Annotated in this window: 17 protein-coding genes and 1 pseudogene; 5 read left to right on the forward strand and 13 right to left on the reverse strand. The window is 67.3% G+C overall.

What is annotated here, in order from left to right; all coding sequences use genetic code 11:
- Positions 1-142: 142 nt before the first annotated feature.
- The 6 genes from AC1DSO_RS19465 to AC1DSO_RS19490 form a co-directional block, all read right to left on the reverse strand.
- The gene (locus AC1DSO_RS19465) at positions 143-277 is read right to left on the reverse strand and encodes a hypothetical protein (protein ID WP_477070398.1); all 135 of its coding nucleotides are present in this window, start codon (positions 275-277) and stop codon (positions 143-145) included.
- A gap of 366 nt (positions 278-643) precedes the next feature.
- On the reverse strand, positions 644-1,789 hold the full coding sequence (locus AC1DSO_RS19470) for an acyl-CoA dehydrogenase family protein (RefSeq protein WP_477070380.1): 1,146 nt from the start codon (positions 1,787-1,789) through the stop codon (positions 644-646).
- 28 nt (positions 1,790-1,817) lie between these two features.
- Positions 1,818-2,225, reverse strand: a complete 408-nt coding sequence (locus tag AC1DSO_RS19475) for an endonuclease domain-containing protein (protein ID WP_477070381.1) — start codon at positions 2,223-2,225, stop codon at positions 1,818-1,820.
- Between the two features lie 76 nt (positions 2,226-2,301).
- Positions 2,302-3,516, reverse strand: a complete 1,215-nt coding sequence (locus tag AC1DSO_RS19480) for an acyl-CoA dehydrogenase family protein (RefSeq protein WP_477070382.1) — start codon at positions 3,514-3,516, stop codon at positions 2,302-2,304.
- Between the two features lie 149 nt (positions 3,517-3,665).
- A complete protein-coding gene (locus AC1DSO_RS19485) occupies positions 3,666-4,547 on the reverse strand; it encodes a nicotinate-nucleotide--dimethylbenzimidazole phosphoribosyltransferase (protein ID WP_477070383.1) in 882 nt (293 codons plus the stop codon).
- 61 nt (positions 4,548-4,608) lie between these two features.
- Positions 4,609-4,959 carry a hypothetical protein gene (locus AC1DSO_RS19490; RefSeq protein WP_477070384.1) on the reverse strand — a complete coding sequence of 117 codons (351 nt, stop codon included), beginning with the start codon at positions 4,957-4,959 and terminating at the stop codon, positions 4,609-4,611.
- 81 nt (positions 4,960-5,040) lie between these two features.
- Here AC1DSO_RS19490 and AC1DSO_RS19495 point away from each other — a divergent pair, with 81 nt between their 5' ends.
- Positions 5,041-5,277 (forward strand): DUF1289 domain-containing protein, encoded by a 237-nt coding sequence (locus AC1DSO_RS19495; RefSeq protein WP_477070385.1) that lies wholly within the window; start codon positions 5,041-5,043, stop codon positions 5,275-5,277.
- A 3-nt stretch (positions 5,278-5,280) separates the two neighbouring features.
- Here the strand turns inward: AC1DSO_RS19495 and AC1DSO_RS19500 are convergent, their stop codons facing one another.
- On the reverse strand, positions 5,281-5,607 hold the full coding sequence (locus AC1DSO_RS19500; RefSeq protein WP_477070386.1) for a hypothetical protein: 327 nt from the start codon (positions 5,605-5,607) through the stop codon (positions 5,281-5,283).
- Between the two features lie 279 nt (positions 5,608-5,886).
- On the opposite strand from AC1DSO_RS19500, the gene AC1DSO_RS19505 reads away from it, so the two are divergent.
- A complete protein-coding gene (locus AC1DSO_RS19505) occupies positions 5,887-6,402 on the forward strand; it encodes a TIGR02281 family clan AA aspartic protease (protein WP_477070387.1) in 516 nt (171 codons plus the stop codon).
- Positions 6,403-6,417: 15 nt separating this feature from the next.
- Here the strand turns inward: AC1DSO_RS19505 and dusA are convergent, their stop codons facing one another.
- The 4 genes from dusA to AC1DSO_RS19525 all read right to left on the reverse strand — a co-directional run bounded on the left by dusA (position 6,418) and on the right by AC1DSO_RS19525 (position 15,572).
- Positions 6,418-7,464, reverse strand: a complete 1,047-nt coding sequence (dusA, locus tag AC1DSO_RS19510; RefSeq protein WP_477070399.1) for a tRNA dihydrouridine(20/20a) synthase DusA — start codon at positions 7,462-7,464, stop codon at positions 6,418-6,420.
- Positions 7,465-7,548: 84 nt separating this feature from the next.
- Positions 7,549-9,162 carry a M61 family metallopeptidase gene (locus AC1DSO_RS19515; protein ID WP_477070388.1) on the reverse strand — a complete coding sequence of 538 codons (1,614 nt, stop codon included), beginning with the start codon at positions 9,160-9,162 and terminating at the stop codon, positions 7,549-7,551.
- A gap of 254 nt (positions 9,163-9,416) precedes the next feature.
- Positions 9,417-12,395: a TonB-dependent receptor plug domain-containing protein gene (locus tag AC1DSO_RS19520; RefSeq protein WP_477070389.1), complete on the reverse strand. Its 2,979-nt coding sequence runs from the start codon at positions 12,393-12,395 to the stop codon at positions 9,417-9,419.
- A 138-nt stretch (positions 12,396-12,533) separates the two neighbouring features.
- Entirely contained in the window at positions 12,534-15,572 is a 3,039-nt protein-coding gene (locus AC1DSO_RS19525; RefSeq protein WP_477070390.1) for a glycosyl hydrolase family 28-related protein, read from the reverse strand.
- Positions 15,573-15,611: 39 nt separating this feature from the next.
- On the opposite strand from AC1DSO_RS19525, the pseudogene AC1DSO_RS19530 reads away from it, so the two are divergent.
- Positions 15,612-15,680: pseudogene (locus AC1DSO_RS19530) on the forward strand (hypothetical protein); the annotation flags it as partial.
- Positions 15,681-15,756: 76 nt separating this feature from the next.
- Here the strand turns inward: AC1DSO_RS19530 and AC1DSO_RS19535 are convergent.
- On the reverse strand, positions 15,757-18,768 hold the full coding sequence (locus AC1DSO_RS19535) for a glycosyl hydrolase family 28-related protein (protein WP_477070391.1): 3,012 nt from the start codon (positions 18,766-18,768) through the stop codon (positions 15,757-15,759).
- A gap of 169 nt (positions 18,769-18,937) precedes the next feature.
- Here AC1DSO_RS19535 and AC1DSO_RS19540 point away from each other — a divergent pair, with 169 nt between their 5' ends.
- The gene (locus tag AC1DSO_RS19540) at positions 18,938-19,531 is read left to right on the forward strand and encodes a gluconokinase (RefSeq protein ID WP_477070392.1); all 594 of its coding nucleotides are present in this window, start codon (positions 18,938-18,940) and stop codon (positions 19,529-19,531) included.
- Here the strand turns inward: AC1DSO_RS19540 and AC1DSO_RS19545 are convergent.
- Positions 19,502-20,179 carry a FadR/GntR family transcriptional regulator gene (locus AC1DSO_RS19545; protein WP_477070393.1) on the reverse strand — a complete coding sequence of 226 codons (678 nt, stop codon included), beginning with the start codon at positions 20,177-20,179 and terminating at the stop codon, positions 19,502-19,504. The two genes, AC1DSO_RS19540 and AC1DSO_RS19545, sit on opposite strands and share 30 nt — an antisense overlap.
- A 490-nt stretch (positions 20,180-20,669) precedes the next feature.
- Between AC1DSO_RS19545 and AC1DSO_RS19550 the strand changes: the two genes are divergently transcribed.
- Positions 20,670-20,930 (forward strand): response regulator transcription factor, encoded by a 261-nt coding sequence (locus AC1DSO_RS19550; protein WP_477070394.1) that lies wholly within the window; start codon positions 20,670-20,672, stop codon positions 20,928-20,930.
- Positions 20,931-20,953: the final 23 nt, after the last annotated feature.

A 20,953-nucleotide genomic window follows, 5' to 3' on the forward strand; every position in this document is an offset into this window, starting at 1 on the left:
CTCTAAGTGTTTGAGATAGAGCCTGTTTATCCGTTTCTGATGTTTCCATCAGAAACGGACAGGCTCTAGAGCGCGCAGTTAAAGGCCTCCGCCGGCGAACCGGCGGAGGCCTCTTTCTTTCGGGGTGTGGGACCCTTCGAGCTTACTTTCGCCCGGACTTGGGCGGCGACTTAGGCGGCTTCGGACTCGGCCGATCACCCACCAGCATGCCGCCCAGCAGGGCGAACGAGAACATGGCGTGGTTCATCTTCGATACGTTCATGGCGGCGTCTCCCAGACATAGCCGTTAGGACCAGGAGACGCGCGCGGCTTACAGGGGCTTTCACCCTCCTAGTCGTCAGCGCGTCATGGCCAAGCATGCGCCCATCGCGGCGCCGCGCAACAAAAATAATCCGTATAAAGACTATATCAGCCTGCGGATGATCGTGCCCGGGCCCGTTGTGATCGCCTGGAATTTTCGTCTGTATACGGCTCTTTCCAGCTCCATTCGAGACGCAGCAAGGCGTTGCAGCGCTTGGGGTTGCCGCCGCGGCCCTCGCCTGGCCGCTTGGCGCCCGCGCCCACCAACCGCGCAAGAAAAAGCCGCCCGCGTCGGCATGACGCAGGCGGCTTCGACGTTTCGATCCGTTGGTCCGTGGGCTGTTTAGGCCGCGGCGTCGAACGAGAGGGATTCGTAGCGCTTCAGGTGGTGGTCGACCGAGCCGAACAGACCCTCGATCAGGCTGGCGCGCTTGAAATAGTGGCCGATGGCCAGCTCGTCGGTCATGCCCATGCCGCCGTGGATCTGGATGGCGTTCTGGCCCACGAACTTGCAGGCGCGGCCGACCCGGACCTTCATGGCCGAGACGGCCTTGGCGCGCTCGGCGGCGCTCTCGTCGACCTTGATGGTGGCCATATAGGTCATCGACACCGACTGCTCGACCTCGATGAACATGTCGACCATCCGATGCTGCAGCACCTGGAAGTTGGCGATGGCCGTGCCGAACTGCTTGCGCTGCTTGGCGTAGTCCAGCGTGCCCTCGTGCAGCTTGCGCAGCACGCCCACGGCCTCGGCGCCGACGGCCACCGTGGCCTCGTCGATCACCTTCTCGACCAGCGGCAGGCCATTGCCCTCTTCGCCGATCAGGGCGTCGGCCGGCAGCGAGACGTTCTCGAAATAGACTTCCGAGGCGCGGTTGCCGTCGACGGTCGGATAGTCGCGCGTGACGATCCCCGGCAGGCTCTTGTCGACCAGGAACACCGAGACGCCACCGGCGTCGCGTTGAGCGCCGCCGGTGCGCGCGGTGACGACCAGGTGCGTGGCGAACGGCGCGCCGACCACCACGGCCTTGTGGCCGTTGAGGACATAGCCTGAACCGTCCTTCTTGGCGGTGGTCTTCAGGTCGCGCCAGGTGTAGCGGGCCTGGGGCTCGGCATAGGCGAAGGCGATGGTGGTGGTTCCGCCGATGATCCCCTCGATGACCGAGGCGGCGTTCGAATAGCCCGAGTGCTTCAGGAAACCGCCGCCGATCACCACGGTGCCGAGATACGGCTCGATGACCAGCGCCTTACCGAACTCTTCCATGACGATCATGTTGTCGATCGCCCCGCCGCCCAGGCCGCCCAGGTCCTCGCTGAACGGCGCGCCCAGGATGCCCAGCTCCTCGGCGAAGGCCTTCCAGTAGTCGGCGCGCCAGCCGCTGTCCGAGCTGACGATCTTGCGGCGGGTCTCGAAGTCGTACTTGTCCTGCAGGAAGCTGGCGATCGTGTCGCGCAGCATCGACTGTTCTTCGGTGAAGTTGAAATCCATGAGGGCGGCTTCCTCTTATGGTTCTGATTTATGGTTCTGATGACGTCACCCCTCCCCCTTGCGGGGAGGGGCCGGGGGTGGGGGTGTCAGCGCCGACGATCGAAAGAATAAGCTCGATCGCCGAATACGGGTCGTTGATGGCCTGCGAATTGGGAACTCGGATCACCCGGTACCCGCGACCTTCCAGCCAGGCTTGGCGTTCGGCGTCGCGAGCGGCCACATGCTCCAGGTCGTGAACCGCGCCGTCCACCTCGACGATCAGCCGATGGTGATGGCAGGCGAAATCCACGATATAGGGGCCGAAAGGCGCTTGGCGACGAAAGTGAGATCCAGGAATCTCGGCCCTCTTCAGCGCCTTCCAGAACAGCTTTTCCGCCGGGGTCGGCTCGCGACGCATCCGCTTGGCCGAGCGGTCGGCTCGGTCGGAATGGTGCAACGCTCCTGGCGTCCGTGCTGACACCCCCACCCCCTGCCCCCTCCCCGCAAGGGGGAGGGGAAATCCGGTTAAATGTTCACAGCCCCAGCACCATCTTGGCGATGATGTTGCGCTGGATCTCGTTGGAGCCGCCGTAGATCGACGTCTTGCGGACGTTGAAATAGGTCGGGGCGGCGCGGTGGGCGAAGTCGGGGCCGATCGGGTGGGCGTTGTCGCCGCCCTTGGGGAAGCCGCGGAAATACGGCGCGCCGTAGTGGCCGGCGGCCTCGAGCACCAGTTCGGTGATCCGTTGCTGGATCTCGGTGCCCTTGATCTTCAGGACGCTGGACTCCGGACCGGGGCCCTTACCGGCCGCTTCGCCGGCCAGGGTGCGCAGTTCGGTATATTCCAGCGCCGTCAGGTCGATCTCCAGTTCGGCGACCTTGCGCTTGAACATCGGATCCTTGATCAGGGCCTCGCCTTCGTCCGACAATTCGGTCGAGGCCATCTGGCGGATGCGCTCGATGCCACGCTTGGAACGCGCCACGCCGGCGATGCCGGAGCGCTCGTGAGCCAGCAGGAACTTGGCGCAGGTCCAGCCCTTGTTTTCGTCGTAGATGCGGTTCTCGACCGGCACCTTGACGTTCTCGAGCCAGACCTCGTTGACCTCGTGCTCGCCGCCCAGGGTGATGATCGGGCGCACGGTCACGCCCGGCGACTTCATGTCGATCAGCAGGAACGAGATGCCTTCCTGGATCTTGGCGGCCGGGTCGGTGCGGACCAGGCAGAAGATCCAGTCGCCGTGCTGGGCCAGGGTGGTCCAGGTCTTCTGGCCGTTGACCAGGTAGTATTCCTTGCCGTCGTCGCCGGTGAAGCGCTCGGCCTTGGTCTTCAGGCTGGCGAGGTCTGAGCCCGCGCCTGGCTCGGAATAGCCCTGAGCCCACCAGATGTCGCCCGACAGGGTCGGCGGCAGGAAGCGTTCCTTCTGTTCGGGCGTGGCGAACGTGTAGATCACCGGCCCGACCATGTTGATGCCGAACGGCAGGATCGGCACGCAGTCGGCGCGCGCGGTCTCTTCCGACCAGATGTAGCGCTGCACCGAGGTCCAGCCCGGGCCGCCGTACTTCTCGGGCCAGGCCGGGGCCACCCAGCCCTTCTTGGCGAGGGTGCGGTGCCAGGAGAGGAAGTCCTCCTTGGCCATCTCCTCGCCCTCCTCCTGCTTCTCCCGCAGGCCCGCCGGATAGTTCTCGGCGATGAAGGCGCGGACCTCGTCGCGGAAGGCGAGGTCCTCGGGCGAGAAGTCGAGATTCATGGCGAGCTCCCGTTCAGCCGGCCTCTCTTGAGGAGGCCGTTCATGCGTTTCAGGCGCCACGATAGATGTCGAACGAACGTTTGGAAAGATGACGTTAGCGTCAACGGAAGTGAATATGATCCACGTTCACTTATATCCGACGAGAAGCGCTAGCGAACTTCGCAGGCCAGCTTGACGAGAGCCAGGGCCGAGGCGCCGCCGACCCCTTCCTCATCCGTCGTATCGAGCGCCAGAAGTGGCCGCTTGTCGAGGATCTCGAGCAGCCGCGCATGACCCTTGGTCGGACTGACATGGGCGGCCAGGCAGTGTTCGATCGCGGTCGGCGCGACGGCGCGGACGATCGCGGCGGCGGCGCAGGCGGCGTAGCCATCCAGCAGCACCGGCACCTTCTGCACCCGGGCGGCCAGGATGGCGCCGACGACGGCGGCGGTCTCGCGGCCGCCCAGTTGCCGCAGGATTTCGAGCGGATCGTCGCCCATGCCCTCGGCCTTGGCGCGGGCGACGGCGGCGGCCACCGGCGCGGGATCGTCGGACCAATCGGAGGCTTCGCCGCCAAACAGGGCCAGGCAGACGGCGGCGGCGGTGCGGGCGGGCTCGGCGGCGATGACGCCGGGGATCAGCAGGTCCGGCTGCTTGGCCAGGGCTTCCATGCCAAAGGCGATGGTGGCCGCGGCCTCCTTCTCGCTCATCGAGGCCTTGTCGACGGAGTCGGGCGATGGACGGTCGATGGCCAGGTCGAAAGCTTCCAGGCCAGCCCCTTGCACGCCGGCCAGGCGCGAGACGGTCGCGCCGCCCGAGGCGATGACCTCCAGGCGGTCGCGGGCGTAGCCGCGGGGGCCGACGCCTTGGCGCGCCCCGGCATAGAGGGCCACGACCGGCCGATTGACGGCCGGCGGGGTCTTGCCGCTCCAGGCCGTCAGCCAGGCGGCGATCTCGGCCAGCCGCCCGCCCTGCTCCAGCACGGGGAACGGCCCCGGCGCGGGCGGCGAGGCGGCGAGCTGGCGGATGTCGGCGAACGGGGAAGCGGTCATGAGCGCGGACTTAAACCGGTCCGCGCCCAAAGCAACCCCAGAAGACTTCGAAGGGAACGCGTTAGGACGCGGCGACCTGGCTCGACAGGTAGGTCTTGCAGACACCATCGCGCTCGGCGAGCAGCTTGGCCTTGCGGGCCTCGTCCTTGGTCTTGCCCTGACGGCTCGCCTCGGCTTGCAGCGATACGCCGCGATCGGTGATCGAGGAGCCTCGCCCAAAGGCCTGCGACTTGATCTGAGCAGCTAGCTCGCCGGTCGGCAGCTCGCCAAGCGCCGCCGACTGGGCCAGCGCCAGGCAGCGATTGGCCTGCAGGTACTGGCCGTCGGTCCAGCGATCGCTGGCGGCGAAGGCGGGCGCGGCGGCCGAGGCGAACGCGGCGACAGCGAGGGTCGAGAGGATGAACTTGCGCATGGATCTCTCCTGATCTTGGGGCGCGACCGCTCGCCTCGCCGATGCTTGCGCGCCGGCGATGGAACGGGGATGCTTGAAACGATGAGTACTGAAACGACGAAACCGGAGGCGAAGCCGCCCCGCCCGATCGCCACGCCTTGCGTGAAGGTCTGCGCGGTGGACGGAGCGTCGGGCTACTGCCTGGGCTGCCGCCGGACCTTGCCGGAGATCGCCGGCTGGGCCCGTTTGAGCGATGAGGAGCGGGCCGCGATCATGGCCGCCCTCCCCGACCGCCCCGATCCGATGGTCGCCTTGATGGCGGCCGCCGGTCGCGGCTGAACGCTACTTCGCGCCGCCCAGATAGGCGGCGCAGCTCGACTCCCGCTCGGCCAGCAGCTTGGCCTTCTTCTTGTCGTCGGCGGCGTCGGCTTCCTTGCGGGCGGCGTTGATCTTGCTGTTGGCCGAGGTGCGGACGGCCAGATCGCGAGTGTCGCCCTCGGCGCGCAGGAGCGCGTCCAGCGACGCGGTGTCCAGCTTTCCCAGGTTTTCCGAACTCGCCAGTCCGCGGCAGCGCGCCGCTTCGAGGAATTGCAGGTTGGAGATCGAACCTGCATTGGCCGCGCTGGCGAGCGACGCTGCGGCGACAGTAGCGATGATCAGCACTTTCATGGCGATATTCCCTCGATAAGCCACTCTATTGTTGGCGAGAGAAATAACGCCGCCTCGAAGGTTTTCGAAGTTAATTCCAAGACATGAAAAGCATTACAGCGACGTAATGTAAGTTATTAAATTCGTGTAATATGGGCAGCGCCCAGTACATCCGTATACTTGTTACGGCATTGGTAACCATAGCGTGAAAATAAGCCGCCCGATTCACGCCTTGAAAAGGCCTGCCTGCTAGTGATTTAGACAAGGGCCGCAGAAGCGGTCTCAAGCCGGTATGGCGAGGTGTCTTCTATGTTGAGGTTCGCGGCGATCGCATTGGTGGGCGCCTTGTCGGCGGTAGGCGCGGCCAAGGCCGTCGTCTCGCTGGACGACCTGCGCCGTCCGGAACTGCGCGCCCCGACGGCCGCCTCGGCCACCCTCGGCGGTGAAGGCGGCGCGGCCCAGATCACCAAGGACCGCGACGGTCACTTCTGGGCCCAGGCCGCCGTCGACGGTCACGCCGTCCGCTTCCTGGTCGACACCGGCGCCACCGCCGTTTCGCTCAGCATGGCCGACGCCCAGCGCCTGGGCATCGACACCAGCAAACTGACTTACGACTACAACGTCATCACCGCCGACGGCCGCACCCGCGCCGCCTCGGTGCACCTGGCCAGCGTCTCGATCGCCGGCGCGAGGGTCCGCGACGTCGACGCCCTGGTCATCGAGAAGGGTCTCGAGAACTCGCTGCTGGGCATGAGCTATCTGGGCCGGCTGTCGCGGTTCGAGGCCACCCCGAACTCGCTAATCCTGCACCCGTAGGGCGGCTCGGCGGCGCTAGGCCGCTGGCAATGCCCGCTCCTCGCGGGACACCAGGGCTATCCGCACGGCCTCCAGAGCGCGATCCACCACCTCCAGGCCCGCGCCCGGCTTGACGCCCTCGACCGTCAAAATGCGCCGCCACGCCCGCGCGCCTGGCAGGCCGTGGAACAGACCCAGCATATGCCGGCCCATGGCCGCCAAGTGCGTCCCGGCCGCCAGCTCGCGCGCCAGGTAAGGGCGATAACGCTCGACCGCCTCGAAGCTGTCGACGTCGGCGACGTCCAGTCCGAACACCCGCCTGTCGACCTCGCCCAGCAGGCCGGCCTCGTGATAGGCCGCCCGGCCCAGCATCACCCCGTCGACGTGCTCCAGGTGCGCCACCGCCGCGTCGACACTGGGGACACCGCCGTTGATGACGATGGTCAGGCCCGGCCGCTCGCGCTTGAGCCGATAGACCAGTTCGTAGTCCAGCGGCGGGATGTCCCGGTTCTCCTTGGGCGACAACCCCTTCAGCCAAGCCTTGCGGGCATGGACCACGAAGCTGTCGATCCCGGCCGCCGCGCAGCGATCGACCAGACCAAACAGGCTCTCTTCCGGGTCCTGGTCGTCGACGCCGATCCGGCACTTCACCGTGGCCGGGACCTTCACCGCCGCCTTGATCGCCGCCATGCACTCGGCCACCAGATCGGGTTCGCGCATCAGGCAGGCGCCGAAACGGCCGCTCTGGACCCGGTCCGAGGGACAGCCGACGTTCAGATTGATCTCGTCATAGCCGTAGTCCTCGCCGATCCGGGCGGCCTGGGCCAGTTCAGCCGGATCCGACCCGCCCAGCTGCAGCGCCACCGGGTGCTGGCCGGGGTCGTAGCCCAGCAGCTTGTCGCGGTCGCCGTGCACCACCGCGCCGCTGGTCACCATCTCGGTATAGAGCAGCGCGCGCGACGACAACCCCCGGTGCAGTGACCGGCAATGCCGGTCCGTCCAGTCCATCATCGGGGCCACGGAGAGCCTATGCGCTTGATATTCCAATATTTTACCGCACCAGCAATGTAATACGAACGACAGGACAACGAGCCCGCAGGTTCGCCGAAGGGCCGCTATATAGGCGAGACGTTTCGCGAGCGCGAGGACACGCGAATTTGGCTGCCTCTAGCGCCAGCGCTCCACCGTCCAGGCCAGCGGCCGGGGCGGCGTCGGCGCCTTGCAGGCCACGGTCGCCACCGCCTCGCCCTTCAAGCTGAGCACGATATCGCCCTTGGCGGCGCAGATCGGCCCCGCCGCGTCGAAGGCCGCGTGGATGTCGGTCATGATGTTGTGTCCGGCGATCGTGTCGATGGTTGGATCTCCATTCAGCACGCCGCAGCGATCCCCGGTGTCCAGCTTCAACGCCTCGGGATCGCCGCCGTAGAACCCGCGACCGCCTTTGCAGACCTGGCCCAGCACATGCATCACCAGAGCCTCGCGCTCGGCCTCGTCGGAGCGAGTCGGCGTGACCTTCGCGCCAAGCCCTTCCAAGGCCAGGGCCAGCCGAGGCCAGCGATCCGGATCGCCCGGCCGCGTCAGCAAGCCCAGCGGCGCGTCGACGGCGGGATCATCCAGACCGGCCCGGGCCAGGAACCCCGCTGCGTCATACGCGCCGCCGTTCCGCGCCGCCTCGGCGAAGAGCGCTCGCCACAGGTCGAAGACGTCGCGCGATCCGTTCGAACTCCGCCGGACCCGAAGGTCGGCGATCCATTGAACCAGCACGCCGCAGTCGTAGACCGCGCCGCCGCGACGGGGCGGATCCGCCTCCAGCCCCTTGGTTTTCAGAGCGTTGGCGCAACCGGTCAGGCGACCGCTCAGGGCCTCTCCAACCTGGGCCTCGCTCATGACGCCGGCTTGGCGCGAAGCCAGCAAGGCCGCGTACTCGGCCATGCCTTCGTGCAGCCAGGCCTCCTTGCCGGAATTCCGCGACGTGAAGGTGCGGCTGTTCCAGAAGTGGAAGAACTCGTGATTGACGAATTGCACGGCGCGGTCGGCGTCGTCGGCGTCCATCTGCGCCGCCTTGGGGCCGAAGAACCGCAGCGAGGCGACGGGTCCGGCCGTGGTGTCGCCCTGCCAGCCGGGATTGAAGCCTGGAACCAGGGCGATCATCACCGTCGGCTTGGCCTTGAGCCCCACGCCGAGGCGCTTTGTATAGTAGGCCGTGGCCTGGCTGGCCGCCTTGGCGACGCTCTCGCGCATGATGGGCGGCGTTTCTGGCCCTGCCACGAAGGTCGCCGATCCGGCGGCGACATTGCTGGCCGGACCGACATAGACATAGCCGTCCAGCGCCACGCGGCCGCCCTTTGCTCGCGGGACCACCGTCCATCCTTTCGGCGACGCGACATGGCCTTCGACCGGGGGACGACCTTCGGCGGCCTTGAAATAGGGGCCATAGACTTGCCAGCCGCCGCCGATCGCGGTCAGGGCCGGATAGCGCCGGTCGCGGGGCCGGCTATCGGGGGTGACCAGGACCGAGAAGGTGGAAAAGCTGGCGCCATCGGCCCGGGACACCGCGCCTTGCGCCAAGGCCATGCCCGGCGTCTGAACATGCCAGGTGTCGCCGCGCACGTCCTCGACGGCTTCCTCCAACTCAAAGCGCGCGACCGGCGTCGGCAGAATGAAGGTCGCCTCGACGCCGCTGGCCGTCGGCTTCAGCTCGACCTGCGTCGGGATGGCGGGCTCGGCCGCCGCTGTCGCCAACAGGGCCGTCGCCAGCAGCACGCTCACATATTCCAGCACGTCACATCCCCACGTCGCAGACCCGCGATAAGCTTGACCGCGATCTTCTTGTCGAGACTCTGAACCGCGCCTGAACCGATTTCCCGCGGCGACGTCCCAGGACGATCCTCACAGGCTCGAAGAGAGGGGCGCCGCCCCCTCGCCTGCCCCGCGCTTCGCCACAATAGAAAACGCCCGGGCCACGGTTCGGCGCGAAGCCGCTCCGGGCCCGGGCGAGGCCGCCCAGGGGGAGGTGAAGGGCGGGCGGCCCGGGACTAGAAGCTGTAGCGCAGGCCCACGTGGTAGAACCGGCCCAGCAGGTCGTAGAGCGCCGGGTTGGCGTCCAGGCCGGTATTGGTCTGCGGCGACGGCGTCGGCTCGCGGTTCAGCAGGTTGTCGACCTTGCCGTAGATCTGCAGGCCCTTGCCGAACTTGTACGAGGCGCTGATGTCGACATAGGTCGCGCCGCTCATGTGGTTGTAGTCGATGGTCGGCCGGCTGCCGGTCGAGACCGGGCAGCTGCCGGGCTTGCACTCGATGTACTCGGTKGTCGTGCCGCCGAACCTCCCATCGCTGAACCAGCGCTCCTGAACGCTGAGGGCGAAGCGGTCGTTGTCCCAGGACTGGATGGCCAGGAACTTCCAGTCCGGCGTGGCGCCGGAGTTCTGGCCGGCCGAGTCGACGGCGACCGCCCCAGGGATGCCAGGGTTGGTGACGAACTTGTGCGTGTTCGTCGCCAGGCCGCGGACCGTGAAGCGGCCGGGCACGCTGGGCAGCTCGAAGCGGTAGCTGCTTTCGATGTCGAAGCCGCTGGTCTTGATCGAGGCCAGGTTGAACGTCTGGGAGTTCACGAAGGCCGACGGCGGGTTGAGATTGAACGCGCCGCAGAACTGGGTGAGGCCCTGATAGCAGAAGTTGACGATCTGCTGAGCGCCCAGGCTGGAGATGCCGCCGTTGAGGACGATGTTGTACCAGTCGACCGAAACGCTGAAGCCCGGCAGCCATTGCGGGTTGGATAGGACCGCGCCGATGGTCACGTTCTTGGCGATTTCCGGCTGCAGGTTCGGGTTCCCCACCACATTCTGCAGAACCGTCAGCGAGCCGCTGCCGGGCTGGCCGGCTGGGGGCGTGCCGTTCGAGGGAATGGTGAAGTTCGGCAGCGTGGTCGTCACCGGGGCGGCGAACAGTTCGGACAGGTTCGGCGCGCGGACGTCACGCGAAGTGACGGCCCGCAGGCGGACGCCATCGACCGGCGTGTCCCAGGTGAGGCCGACTTTCCAAGTGTAGACGGTGCCTGAGGTGCTGTAGTCGGTCCAGCGGCCGGCCATGTTGAGGTTGGCCTTGCCGGCCGCGTCGGAATTGACCAGCGGCAGGTTCACTTCGGCATAGGCTTCCTTCACCGAGTACTCGCCGGCGCCGGAGTGGTAGTTACCCGCGAACCAGTTGGCGCCCGCGGCGTTCAGAACCGGATCGGCCGGGTAGTCGGCGGTGTTGGGCGAGTCCGTATTGCCGTCGCCGTAGGGGTCGCCCTTGACGTGGTATTGCTCCTTGCGCCACTCGCCGCCGAACGCCAGCGACACAGGGCCGGCCCACAGCGAGAAGGGCTCGCCGCTGAAGTTGATGCTGGCGACGTCCTGCTTCTGCACCGAGTGCTGGTACGGGCCGTTCTTGGGCGTGATGTAGGCCAGAGCGGCGTCGCTGGGCCGCTGCCCGCCGAAGATGTTGATCGGCACGCAGCCATTCGCGCGGGCTACGGGATCGACGCAGACGATCTGGCCGTTCACCGTCGTCGCCTGGACGGCCGCCCGATAGCGCGGCGTCAGCAGGATGTCGCGGACATGGATGTTCGTCGTGTTCTGCCCGTGGGTGTAATAGGCGTCGTAGCGCCATTCCTTGCCCAGGGCGTTGAACTTGCCGTCGGCGCCGATCACCCCGCGGAATTGGGTCCGCGTCGGATGGACGCTGATGTTGCGGGGCAGAAGCGCGTTGCTCGTGCCGAAGGTGAAGGTGGTGATGCCGTTGGCCGCGCAGGCCGCGACGATCGACGCCGGCAGGTAGGGGTTCGAGCACGACATCGTCAGGCCAGTGGTGGCCGCGCCCGGATTGGGCTGGTTGCTGCTTTCCACGCGGGCCGCGTTGAAGGTGCCGTAGATTTCGTTGTTGTCGTCAATGTCGTAGCCGACGCGCGTATAGGCGTTCATCCGCTTGATCTTCGACTGCAGCGACGTGCCGACGCCGACATTGCCCGACAGGTCGCCGCCGACGCAGAAGCCGCCGTTCGAATAGCAACCCGTGACCGCGCCGTTGGCGGCCTTCGTCGGCGTGCCGCCGCCGTACTGGAACGGGAAGGGATTGCCGACCTGGTCGAAGGCGGTGCCTTGCAGCGGCCCAGCGCTGATCAGGCCGTACTTGGTGTACTGATAGGCTTGGGCGTGCTCGCGATACAGGTACTGCGGCGAGCCGTCGTTGGCGATCCCGCGGTTGACCAGCGTGGCGGTGGTGTACCAGTCGCGGCTGCCCGGCGCGTCCTCGCCGAAGCCGCCGGCCGGCACGCCCTCTTCCCAGTCGTATTCACCGCTGACCTGCACGTGCAGGCGGTCGTCCATGAAGTTCTTGCCGGCCGCGATCTGGCCCAGCCACTGGTGGTTGTCGCCATAGGTCGTGACGCCGGCCATGACGTTGGTCTTCAGGCCCACGAACCGCTTGTTGGTGATGAAGTTGACGACGCCGCCGACCGCGTCGGAGCCGTAGGACGCCGAGGCGCCGCCGGTCACCACGTCGACCCGCTCGGTCAGGAGCTGCGGGAACAGGCTGATGTCGGGAACGCCGGTGACGTTGGCCGGTACGACCCGCTGGCCGTCCAGCAGGGTCAGGGTGCGGATGGTGCCCAGGCCGCGCAGCGAGAACGAGCTGAGGCCCTGCTGGCCGCTCGAGGTGCTGAACGTGCCCGTGGTCGCGCCGCTCGAGCCCTGCAGCGACGGCAGCTGGGTGATGGCGGTGAAGATGTTCGGCTGCGCGGCGCGCTCCAGGTCGGCCTGGCCCAGGACCTGGGTCGGCGTCGGCGCGGTGAAGCCGGTGGACCGGATCCGCGTCCCCGTGACGACGATCTCGGACACTGTGGCGGTCGGCGCTTCCGACGGCGGCGACGTCTGCGCGCTCGCGGCGCCAGCCGCTACGATCATCGCGACCGCGCTCGTGGCGAACAACACGGTCAAATAGGGCGATGCCCCCCGTACACGACCTCCAGCACTCATCCTGACGCCTCCCTCTTTTCTTTGAGTCCATCGACGATGGCCTCCTAGGAATCTGTCAGACAAAACCGGCGCGAACCATTACGACCATGGTCGTACGTCGGTCGATCCGCGCGCCCATGCGGCCGCGAAGCCACGTATTTATTGGCTTCTCACGGCGTAGAGCGCGTGGTGGGTCAGGACGAACAGGGTGCGCTTGTCGGGACCGCCGAAGACCAGCTGCAAAGGCCGTTCGGGGACGTCGACACGTCCCAGTTCGCGACCGTCCGGGGCGTAGACGAACACCTGACCATTGGCGACATAGACCCGCCCCTCCCCGTCCGTGGCGACGCTCTCGCCGCCTCGGTTGGCGAACGGCATCAGGTCGGTGATCGCTCCTCGTTCGCCGACCAGGCCGCTATAGGTCTTGTTCTCCGAACCGTTGGCGACGAACACCCGCTGCCCCGGCTTGGCCGTGGTGAAACCGTAGGTGTCGAGCGCGTCCGAGAAACGCAGCCCCCGGAAGTCCGGCGGCCCCTGCTGAATGACCCGGTAGGCCGGCAAGACCAGGCTACCGTCCGGCGAGACGTATTCGCGAGACTTCGGAACCGCCATGTCGCGCGCGAACATCTCCGCGAGCGTGGTGAACTGGTAGGTTTCCAGGTCCAGCTGATCCTTGAACTCGCCGTTGTTCCACCAGTTGACCGCCAGCACCGTCGATGCGCTCGGGTGATCGGACGTTGCGGTCGGCGGAATGACCGTGACCTCGTCGTCGGGACTGCCCGGCTTGAAGCTGTAGACCGTGCCGTCGCGACCGTCCGACGACAGCACCAGGATGCTCCCCGAAGCGTCGACGGCCAGATTGATCGGATCCAGCGTATTGTCGCGCACGATCGACAGCTTGCGCGCGGCCGACCAGCTGTAGATGCGCTGGTGGCGGCGGTCGGTGAAGTAGAGCGTCCCGGCCGCGTCGACGGCGCCGCCGCCCAGCGAATAGAAGCCGTCGGCCAGCTTTTCCACCCGCGCGCCAGCGGGGAAGACCGAGGGCGCGACCGGCGCCGGATTGGCCGTCAGGTCCAGGGCGGCGAACTGGCGCTCGCGCACCTCGAGGCCGCTGGTGACGTCGTGGATCGCGTTCTCGTACGGATACTTGGTCAGGCGCGTGAAGGTCGTGCAGCCGTTCTCGTCGCAGCCGCTAAAGCCGCTTTCGCCGTTCACCGCCACATTGCGGAAACGGATGTCGCGTGAGTTATAGACCTTGACCGCCGCAGCGGCCGGTCGGCGCGTCCGGGTCACGCGATAGGCGTGGTAGTTGGCGACCAGGATGTCGTGGGAATCGCGGATCTCCAGCGAGACGGTCTCCTCGCCCTCCCCGGCCTCCTCCTCGGTCTGCGGCGCCAGGAACTCCCAGTTGGCGACCCGGTTGAGGCTGATCTCGCTGCGCACGTGGTGTTCGACCGACGCCTGGTAGACATGGCCGGGTGTCTGGGTGTCCGACACGTAGATGCCCGAATAGGCGTAGGTGCTGGGGCTCCAGATATTGGCGAACGTGCCGCCGCCGCCATTGGTCACCCACAGGCTGGGATACTGGCCCGCCCAGCGCTTGGCCGGATCGGCGTCGGCCGTGGCGTTGGCGTTGTAGGGGTTGAGCCGGGTCCCGTCGGCGAGGTTGGTGCCGTGCCCGCCCTGGAACTTGACGTCGTCGACCAGCGAATTGGCGCCGGCCGTCCACAGCAGGGCCGTGGCGCGCGGATTGATCCCGCCGGTGTTGAGGCCCAATCCCGAGACGATGTTGTCGCCCTTGGCGGCCGAGGCGACCAGCGCCTTGGGCGCGCCGACGCCTTGATAGGCCGGAACCCGGTCGGGCAGGACGATCTGGGTGAGGCTGGGGTGCAGGCCGATCAGGACCGTGTCGGGCTGCAGCCGCAGGGTGTCGGTGACCCGGTAGAAGCCGGCGGGGAAATAGACGACGCGGTGGGTGTCGATCGCCTTCTGGATGGCGGCGGTGTCGTCGGCGGCGTTGTCGCCCTTGGCGCCCAGCGTCCGGACGTTGACCCAGTCGGACGTGGCCGGCAGCGCCCGGATCGCCGGCGCGCGCGGCGCGGGCAGGCCGGGAATGGCCTCGGCCTTCATCTCCGTCCTGTACGCGCCCATCCGGCCTAGGCCCGGCAGGGTGAGGCCATAGGTGAACGACGAGACGCGATAGGCGCGGCCCCTGCCCGGCTCGACCTTGCCGCTGTCGCGGAAGCGGGCGAACACCGGGGTGTTGGCGGCGACGGCGTTCTCGAAGCCGACCTGGGTGTAGACGTTGTTTTCGTTGGAGATGACGACGGCGGCCTTCGAGACGTTCTCGAAGCGGACGTCCTTGCCCCACAGCCAGTCGCCGTAGCCGCGATCGATCTCGATACCGACCGGCGTGTCGCGCATGGCGACATTGACCAGGGTCAGGCCGGCCTCGTGCTCGCGGATCGCCGCGTCGCGCTGGCCTTCGAACGTCGAGTCCAGCAGCACGAAGCCCCACGCCGGCGACGGCTTCTCGGCCAGGATGCCGTAGCGGCCGCCCTTGAAGTGCAGGTCCTCGGCTTCGTTGGCGACCTGGTACAGGCCCGCCAGGCCCGAGCCGATATCGAAGTCCATGTGGCTGACGAAGGCGTGCTGGGCGGCGTGAAAGCGGATCGCCGTCGCCGCCGGATTGCCCCGCCCGATCTTGAAGTCGATGTTGCTCATCGCCGAATAGAAGGTGCCCTGATTGGCGTCGGGGATGTCCTTGTTGAACGGCACGCTGCCCGGCGGCGGGAACGCCACGCGCCGCGCCGGGTCGGGCTTGCCGCCGGCGAAGATCACCATGTTGGCCAGGCCCTTCTGGAAGCCCGGCGTCGCGTCGTCCAGCAGGACCAGCGGGCGTGTGGCGCCCACGCCGAACACGCGGACACCAGGCCACAGGAAGATCGTCTTGCTGATCCGGTAGCGGCCCGAGGGCAGGAAGACGAGGCCGCCGCCGGGCTTGGCCGCCGCCGCGTCGATCGCGGCCTGGATAGCGGCGCCGTCGTCGGCGCGGCCGTCACCCTTGCCCCGCACCACGACGGCGGTCGGATCGTCCGGCGCCGTGGCGAACACCGAAGTCGACGCCAAGGCCGGCCCGCCCGCCGCCAGGGCCAGAGCGATCGCGGCCGCTGTCAACGCGACGAGCCAGGTTCTCATGCCGATAGGATCCGTACTCGATGAACGACCGCTTTTCCGTGTCATCCCGGCCGGAGCGCAGCGGAGAGCCGGGACCGCGGAAAACTCCGCGCTTCCGGCGGTCCCGGATAGCCTCTCCGAGGCTTCCGGGATGACAAGGGATTTGAAGCTTCGATTTCCTGATAGTCCTCAGTGAACCCGGCCCCTACGGCGTCACCGCGTAGAGCGAGTGATGGGTGAGGACGAACAGCGTCTTCTTGTCCTCGCCGCCAAAGATCAGTTGCAGCGGCCGCTCCGGGACGTCGATGCGGCCGACCAGTTGTCCGTCGGGGCCGTACTGGAAGATCTGGCCGTTGGCGACGAACACCCGGCCCTGCCCGTCGATCGCGACGCTCTCGCCACCGCGGTTAGCGAACACCTTCAGGTCGGTCAGCGTCCCGCCAGGTCCGACCCGGCCGCTATAGGTCTTGTTCTCCGAGCCGTTGGTGACGAAGACCCGCTCGCCGACCGCGCCGCTGATCAGGCCATGGGCCTGCAGGCTGTCGGCCCAGCGCCAGCCGACGTGGTCGGGCGGCCCCTGCTGCCACACCCGGAAGGCCGGCAGCGACAGGCTACCGTCGGGCGAGACATATTCTTGCGTCTTGGGCGTACCGACGTCGCGGGCGAACATCTCGGCCAGGGTGGTGAAATGGTCGGTGGCCGGGTCGTACTGGTCGCGGAACTCGCCATTGTTCCACCAGTTGACCGGCAGCAGCGTCTTCGCGCCGGGACGCTGGGCCGACGGCGTCGGCGCGATCATGGTCATCGCGTCCTTGGGACCGGCCGGATCGATCGAATAGACCGAAGCCTGCGGGCCGTATGAGGACACCACCAGCAGCTTGCCCGAGCCGTCGATCGCCAGGTTCGTGGGATCCAGCGAGTGGTCACGCACCACCTCCAGGCCCTTGGCCTGGGTCCAGCGATAGATCCGCTGGAACCGCTTCTCGACGAAATAGAGCGCCCCGTCGGCCCCCACGGTCGCGCCGGAGATCGACCAGAAGCCAGTCTCCAGCTTGCGGGCCTTGCCGTCATTGGCCGGAGCCGCTGGCGCGGGCTGGCCGGTGACGTCGAGCACGGCGAACTCGCGCTCGCGCACCTCTTGCTTGCGGGTCTTGTCCTGGATGGCGTTCTCGAACGGATACTTGCTGGCGCGCAGGTACGTGCCACAGCCGATGCTGTCGCAGAGCGCGACGCCGCTCTCGGCGTTGATGTGGACATTGCGGAAGCGGATGTCCGACGAGTTGAACAGCTTCACCGCCGTTTCCGCGGGGTGGTACGACCGCGTCACCCGATAGCCGTGATAGTTGGCGAACAGGATGTTGCGCGAGTTGCGCACCTCCAGCGAGACGGCGTCGGGTCCGTCGCCGACCTCCTGCTCGGTCTGCGGCGCCAGGAACTCCCAGTTCTGGACGTTGTCGAGCACGAACTCGTTGCGCACATGGTGCTCGACCGAGACCTCGTAGATATGGCCCGGCGTGCTGGTGTCGCTGATATAGAAGCCGGCCGAAGCGAAGGTGTTGGGGCTCCAGACGTTGGCGAACGTGCCGCCGCCGCCGTCGGTCACCCAGATGCTGGGATACTGCGCGTCCCAGCGGCCGTCGGCCACGGGATCGCCGCTACGCGCCTGGGCCGCGCCCAGCGACTTGCCGTCGGCGGTGGGCGTGCCGCCGCCGCCCATGATCTTGAGGTCCGTGACCTGCGACGTCGCGCCCGACCGCCACAGCAGCGCGGAGGCGCGCGGGTTGACGCGTCCGGTGAAGATCCCCAGGCCGAACAGGATGTTGTCGCCGCCCTTGGGCGTCTCGAGCACGGGCTTCACGGGCCCGACCTGGGCGTGGCCCGGATTGTTGTCGGGAATGACCAGTTGGGTCACCGCCGGGTGCAGGCCGATCAGCACGGTGTCGGGTCGCAGCTTCAGGGTGTCGGTGACCAGGTAGAAGCCGGTGGGTAGGTAAAGCACGCGGTGGCTGTCGATCGCCTTCTGCAAGGCGGCGGTGTCATCGGACTGGCCGTCGCCCTTCACACCCAGGGTCTTGACGTTGGTCCATTCTGCCACCGGCGGCAGGGCGCGCAGAGCCGGCGCCGACGCCGCCGGCAGGGCCGGCAGCGGGGCCAGGTCGACCTGCGTCTTGTACTCGCCCATCTGACCCAGGCCCGGCAGCGTCAGGCCGTAGGTGAACGAGGCCACCTTGTAGGCGCGGCCCTTGCCGGCGACGGTCTTGCCGCTGTCGCGGAAGCGGGCGAACACCGGGGTGTTGGAGGCGATAGCGTTCTCGAAGCCGACCTGGGTGAAGACGTTATCTTCGGCGGAGATGACGACGCCGGCCTTGGAGACGTTCTCGAAGCGGACGTTCTTGCCCCACAGGCTGTCGCTGTAGCCGCGGTCGATCTCGATTCCGACCGGCGTGTTCTTGATCGCCACATTGACCAGGGTCAGGTCGACCTCGTGCTCGCGGATCGCGGCGTCGCGCTGGCCGTCAAAGGTCGAGTCGATCAGGGTGAACTGCCAGGCCGGCGAGGTCTTCTCGGTGACGATGCCGTAGCGGCCGCCGTGGAAGTGGACGTCCTCCATGATGTTGCCCGCCTGGTAGACCCCGGCGAAGGCCGAGCCCAGGCGGAAGTCCATGTGGCTGAGGAAGGCGTGCTGGGCCATGCGGAACCGCACCGCGGCGGCGGCCGGATTGCCGTCGCCGATCTCGACGTCGACATTGCCGATGGACGAATAGAAGGTGCCGGAATTGGCGTCGCGCACCTTCAGGGTCTCGGGCCTGACCGTGGGGACCGGCACGGGGATGTCGCCGACCTGGTATTGGTCGCCGCCCGTGAACACGATCATCGTGGCCACGCCCTTCTGGAAGCCAGGTGTGTTGGCTCCCAGCACGAAGACCGGGCGCGTGGCGCCGACACCGAAGATGCGAACGCCCGGCGGCACCAGGATGGTGCGGCTCAGGCGATAGCGGCCCGAGGGCAGGAAGACGATGCCGTGGCCGGTCTTGTCGCGCGCCGCGTCGATGGCTTTCTGGATGGCGTCGGTGTCGTCGGCGCGACCGTCGCCGACACCCTTGACCGTCACCGCGCGAGGATCATCCGGCGCGGACAGCAGGACAGAGTTGGTGGCGGCGACCGCCACCATGGGGATCGAGGCCGCCAGGACCGCCGACAACAGGATCGCTCTCATGCCGTTCCTCAACTCTACTGTCGCTACTGATAAATCGGCCGGGCGCGGCCACCATCCTCGACCATGGTCGTAGTTACGCCTCTCCGGATCGGCCGGTAGAAATCCGGCGGCGCTCGTCCTCTCGGCGTGTATCGACACGCCCGCCGGCGCCCGCTTTCAAGGAGGCCGCTTGCCGTCGCCATCCAGCCTCGCACGCCCCGCCGGGTTCGCCGTCATCGCCATGGGCGTGAGCGGAAGCGGAAAATCGACGCTCGGCGCCCTGCTGGCCCGCGAGTTCGGCTGCCCCTTCCTGGAGGGCGACGATTTCCATGACGAGCGTGCGGTCGCCAAGATGAGCGCCGGCCAGCCCCTCGACGACGAGGACCGCTGGCCCTGGCTGGATCGGCTGGGAATGGCCATCGGCGAGGCCGCCGCGTCGGGAGGGCCGGTCGYGGCGGCGTGCTCGGCGCTGAGACGCGGCTATCGCGACCGCCTGCGCGGCGTCATCTCGGTCCCGACGCGCTTCGTGCTGCTGGACGCCAGTCGCGAAGAGCTTTCGCGGCGACTGGCCCGCCGCGCGGACCACTACATGCCCGCCAGTCTGCTGGACAGCCAGCTGGCCACCCTCGAGCGGCCCGGCGCCGACGAGGAGGTCTTCGCGCTGGACGCCAGCGCGCCGCCGGAGCGGCTGTGCGAGATGGCCCAGGCCTGGTTGGAACGCCATGGTCGCCCAAGCGGCGCCGGGCCCCGCGCGTCAGGGCATGAGCCGCTTTCGCCCGCGTGACAGATGCCAGCGCATGGCCAGGGCCGCGCCGTCGCCGTCCTGAGCGCGGATCGCCTCGACGATCATCTCGTGCTCGCGCATCATTTCGGCGATCGCCTCCGGCGGCCGCGACCGTGAGATGTCGACACCGGCGCGCATGATCTTGTCCACGTCGGCCTCAAGCGCCTCGAACGTGACCAGGAAGGCGGGATTGGCGGTGGCCAGCACGATCTGGCGATGCAGCTCCATGTCCTCGGCATGGGCCGGTGCGTTCGACAGCAGCGCCTCGCGCAGCTTCGAAAGCGCCGCCTCGATGCTGGCCATCTCCTCGGCCGAGCGCCGCACCGCCGCCAGCCGCGCCGCCTCGGCCTCGAGCACGAAGCGCACCTCGTAGCTGCCCATGGTCGACGGCAGCTCCGACAGCGGCATGTAGGCGCCAAGCTTGTCGGACGGCCGGTTCTTCACGAAGGACCCGGCCCCGCGCCGGGCCTCGGTGATGCTGTCGGCGGCCAGCCGGACGAGCGCCTCGCGCACGATGGTGCGCGACATGCCGAACATCTCCGCCAGGCGCGCTTCCGACGGCAGGCGATCACCGACATGCAAGCCGTCGGTTTTGATCATCTCCACGATGCCCGTATACGCCTGATCAGCTAGACGGCCTTGGCTCATCCAATAGGTCTCCAACGCGATCGCGGGGACGCGCGACGCTGCTCGGGCTTCATGTAAAGTTGGTCGCTCTTCACGAGCCATGCCTGGATTTTTGGCGCGCGGGAAGAATGGCCAAGCCGCGCCGATCGCCAAAGCAGTGCCCGAAGACACGCTCGCGTCGGCTCTTTGCTCAGGACGGAACGATCCGATCCAACGGCGACCGCCTGGATCGCGCGCCCGGCGCAAGGCCACAAGCCCTCCAATTCGCTCCTCCCGACGCTGCGGCTCTCTCGGCCACACCACGACAACCTGTATGACAGATTTCCGCGAATTAGCCTGTCACAACATTTGTTTGCGCTAACATTGACCAATTCACTTGAATCTGTCCAACTAATATCACWAAGTTCGTGGAACGCGAACCGCCCAGCCGGCGAAGACCGGCACATCGATCGAGGCGGAGCCCGGTCGTCGCGAGACGGCCGGTCAGGGACAGGAAAAAGCAGGGGTGAACATGACCAGGATGAACCAGCCCGACACCGACGGGGCCACGCCAATCGGCTTTTGCGAGCTCACGCCGACCCAGTTGAAGGTCCTCGAGGGCGTCAACTCCGGACGACTCAACAAGCAGATTGCCTTCGACCTCGGCATCGCCGAGGCCACGGTCAAGGCGCACATGACCGCCGTCATGCGCAAGCTCAACGTCCACAACCGCACCCAGGCCGCAATCGCGGCCCAGGTCATGGGCTTCGGCCTCCGGGCGAGCACGCAGTAGGGCAAGCCCCGAAGCGCGGCCTG

The organism is Caulobacter sp. P4_E5 (assembly GCF_056401555.1).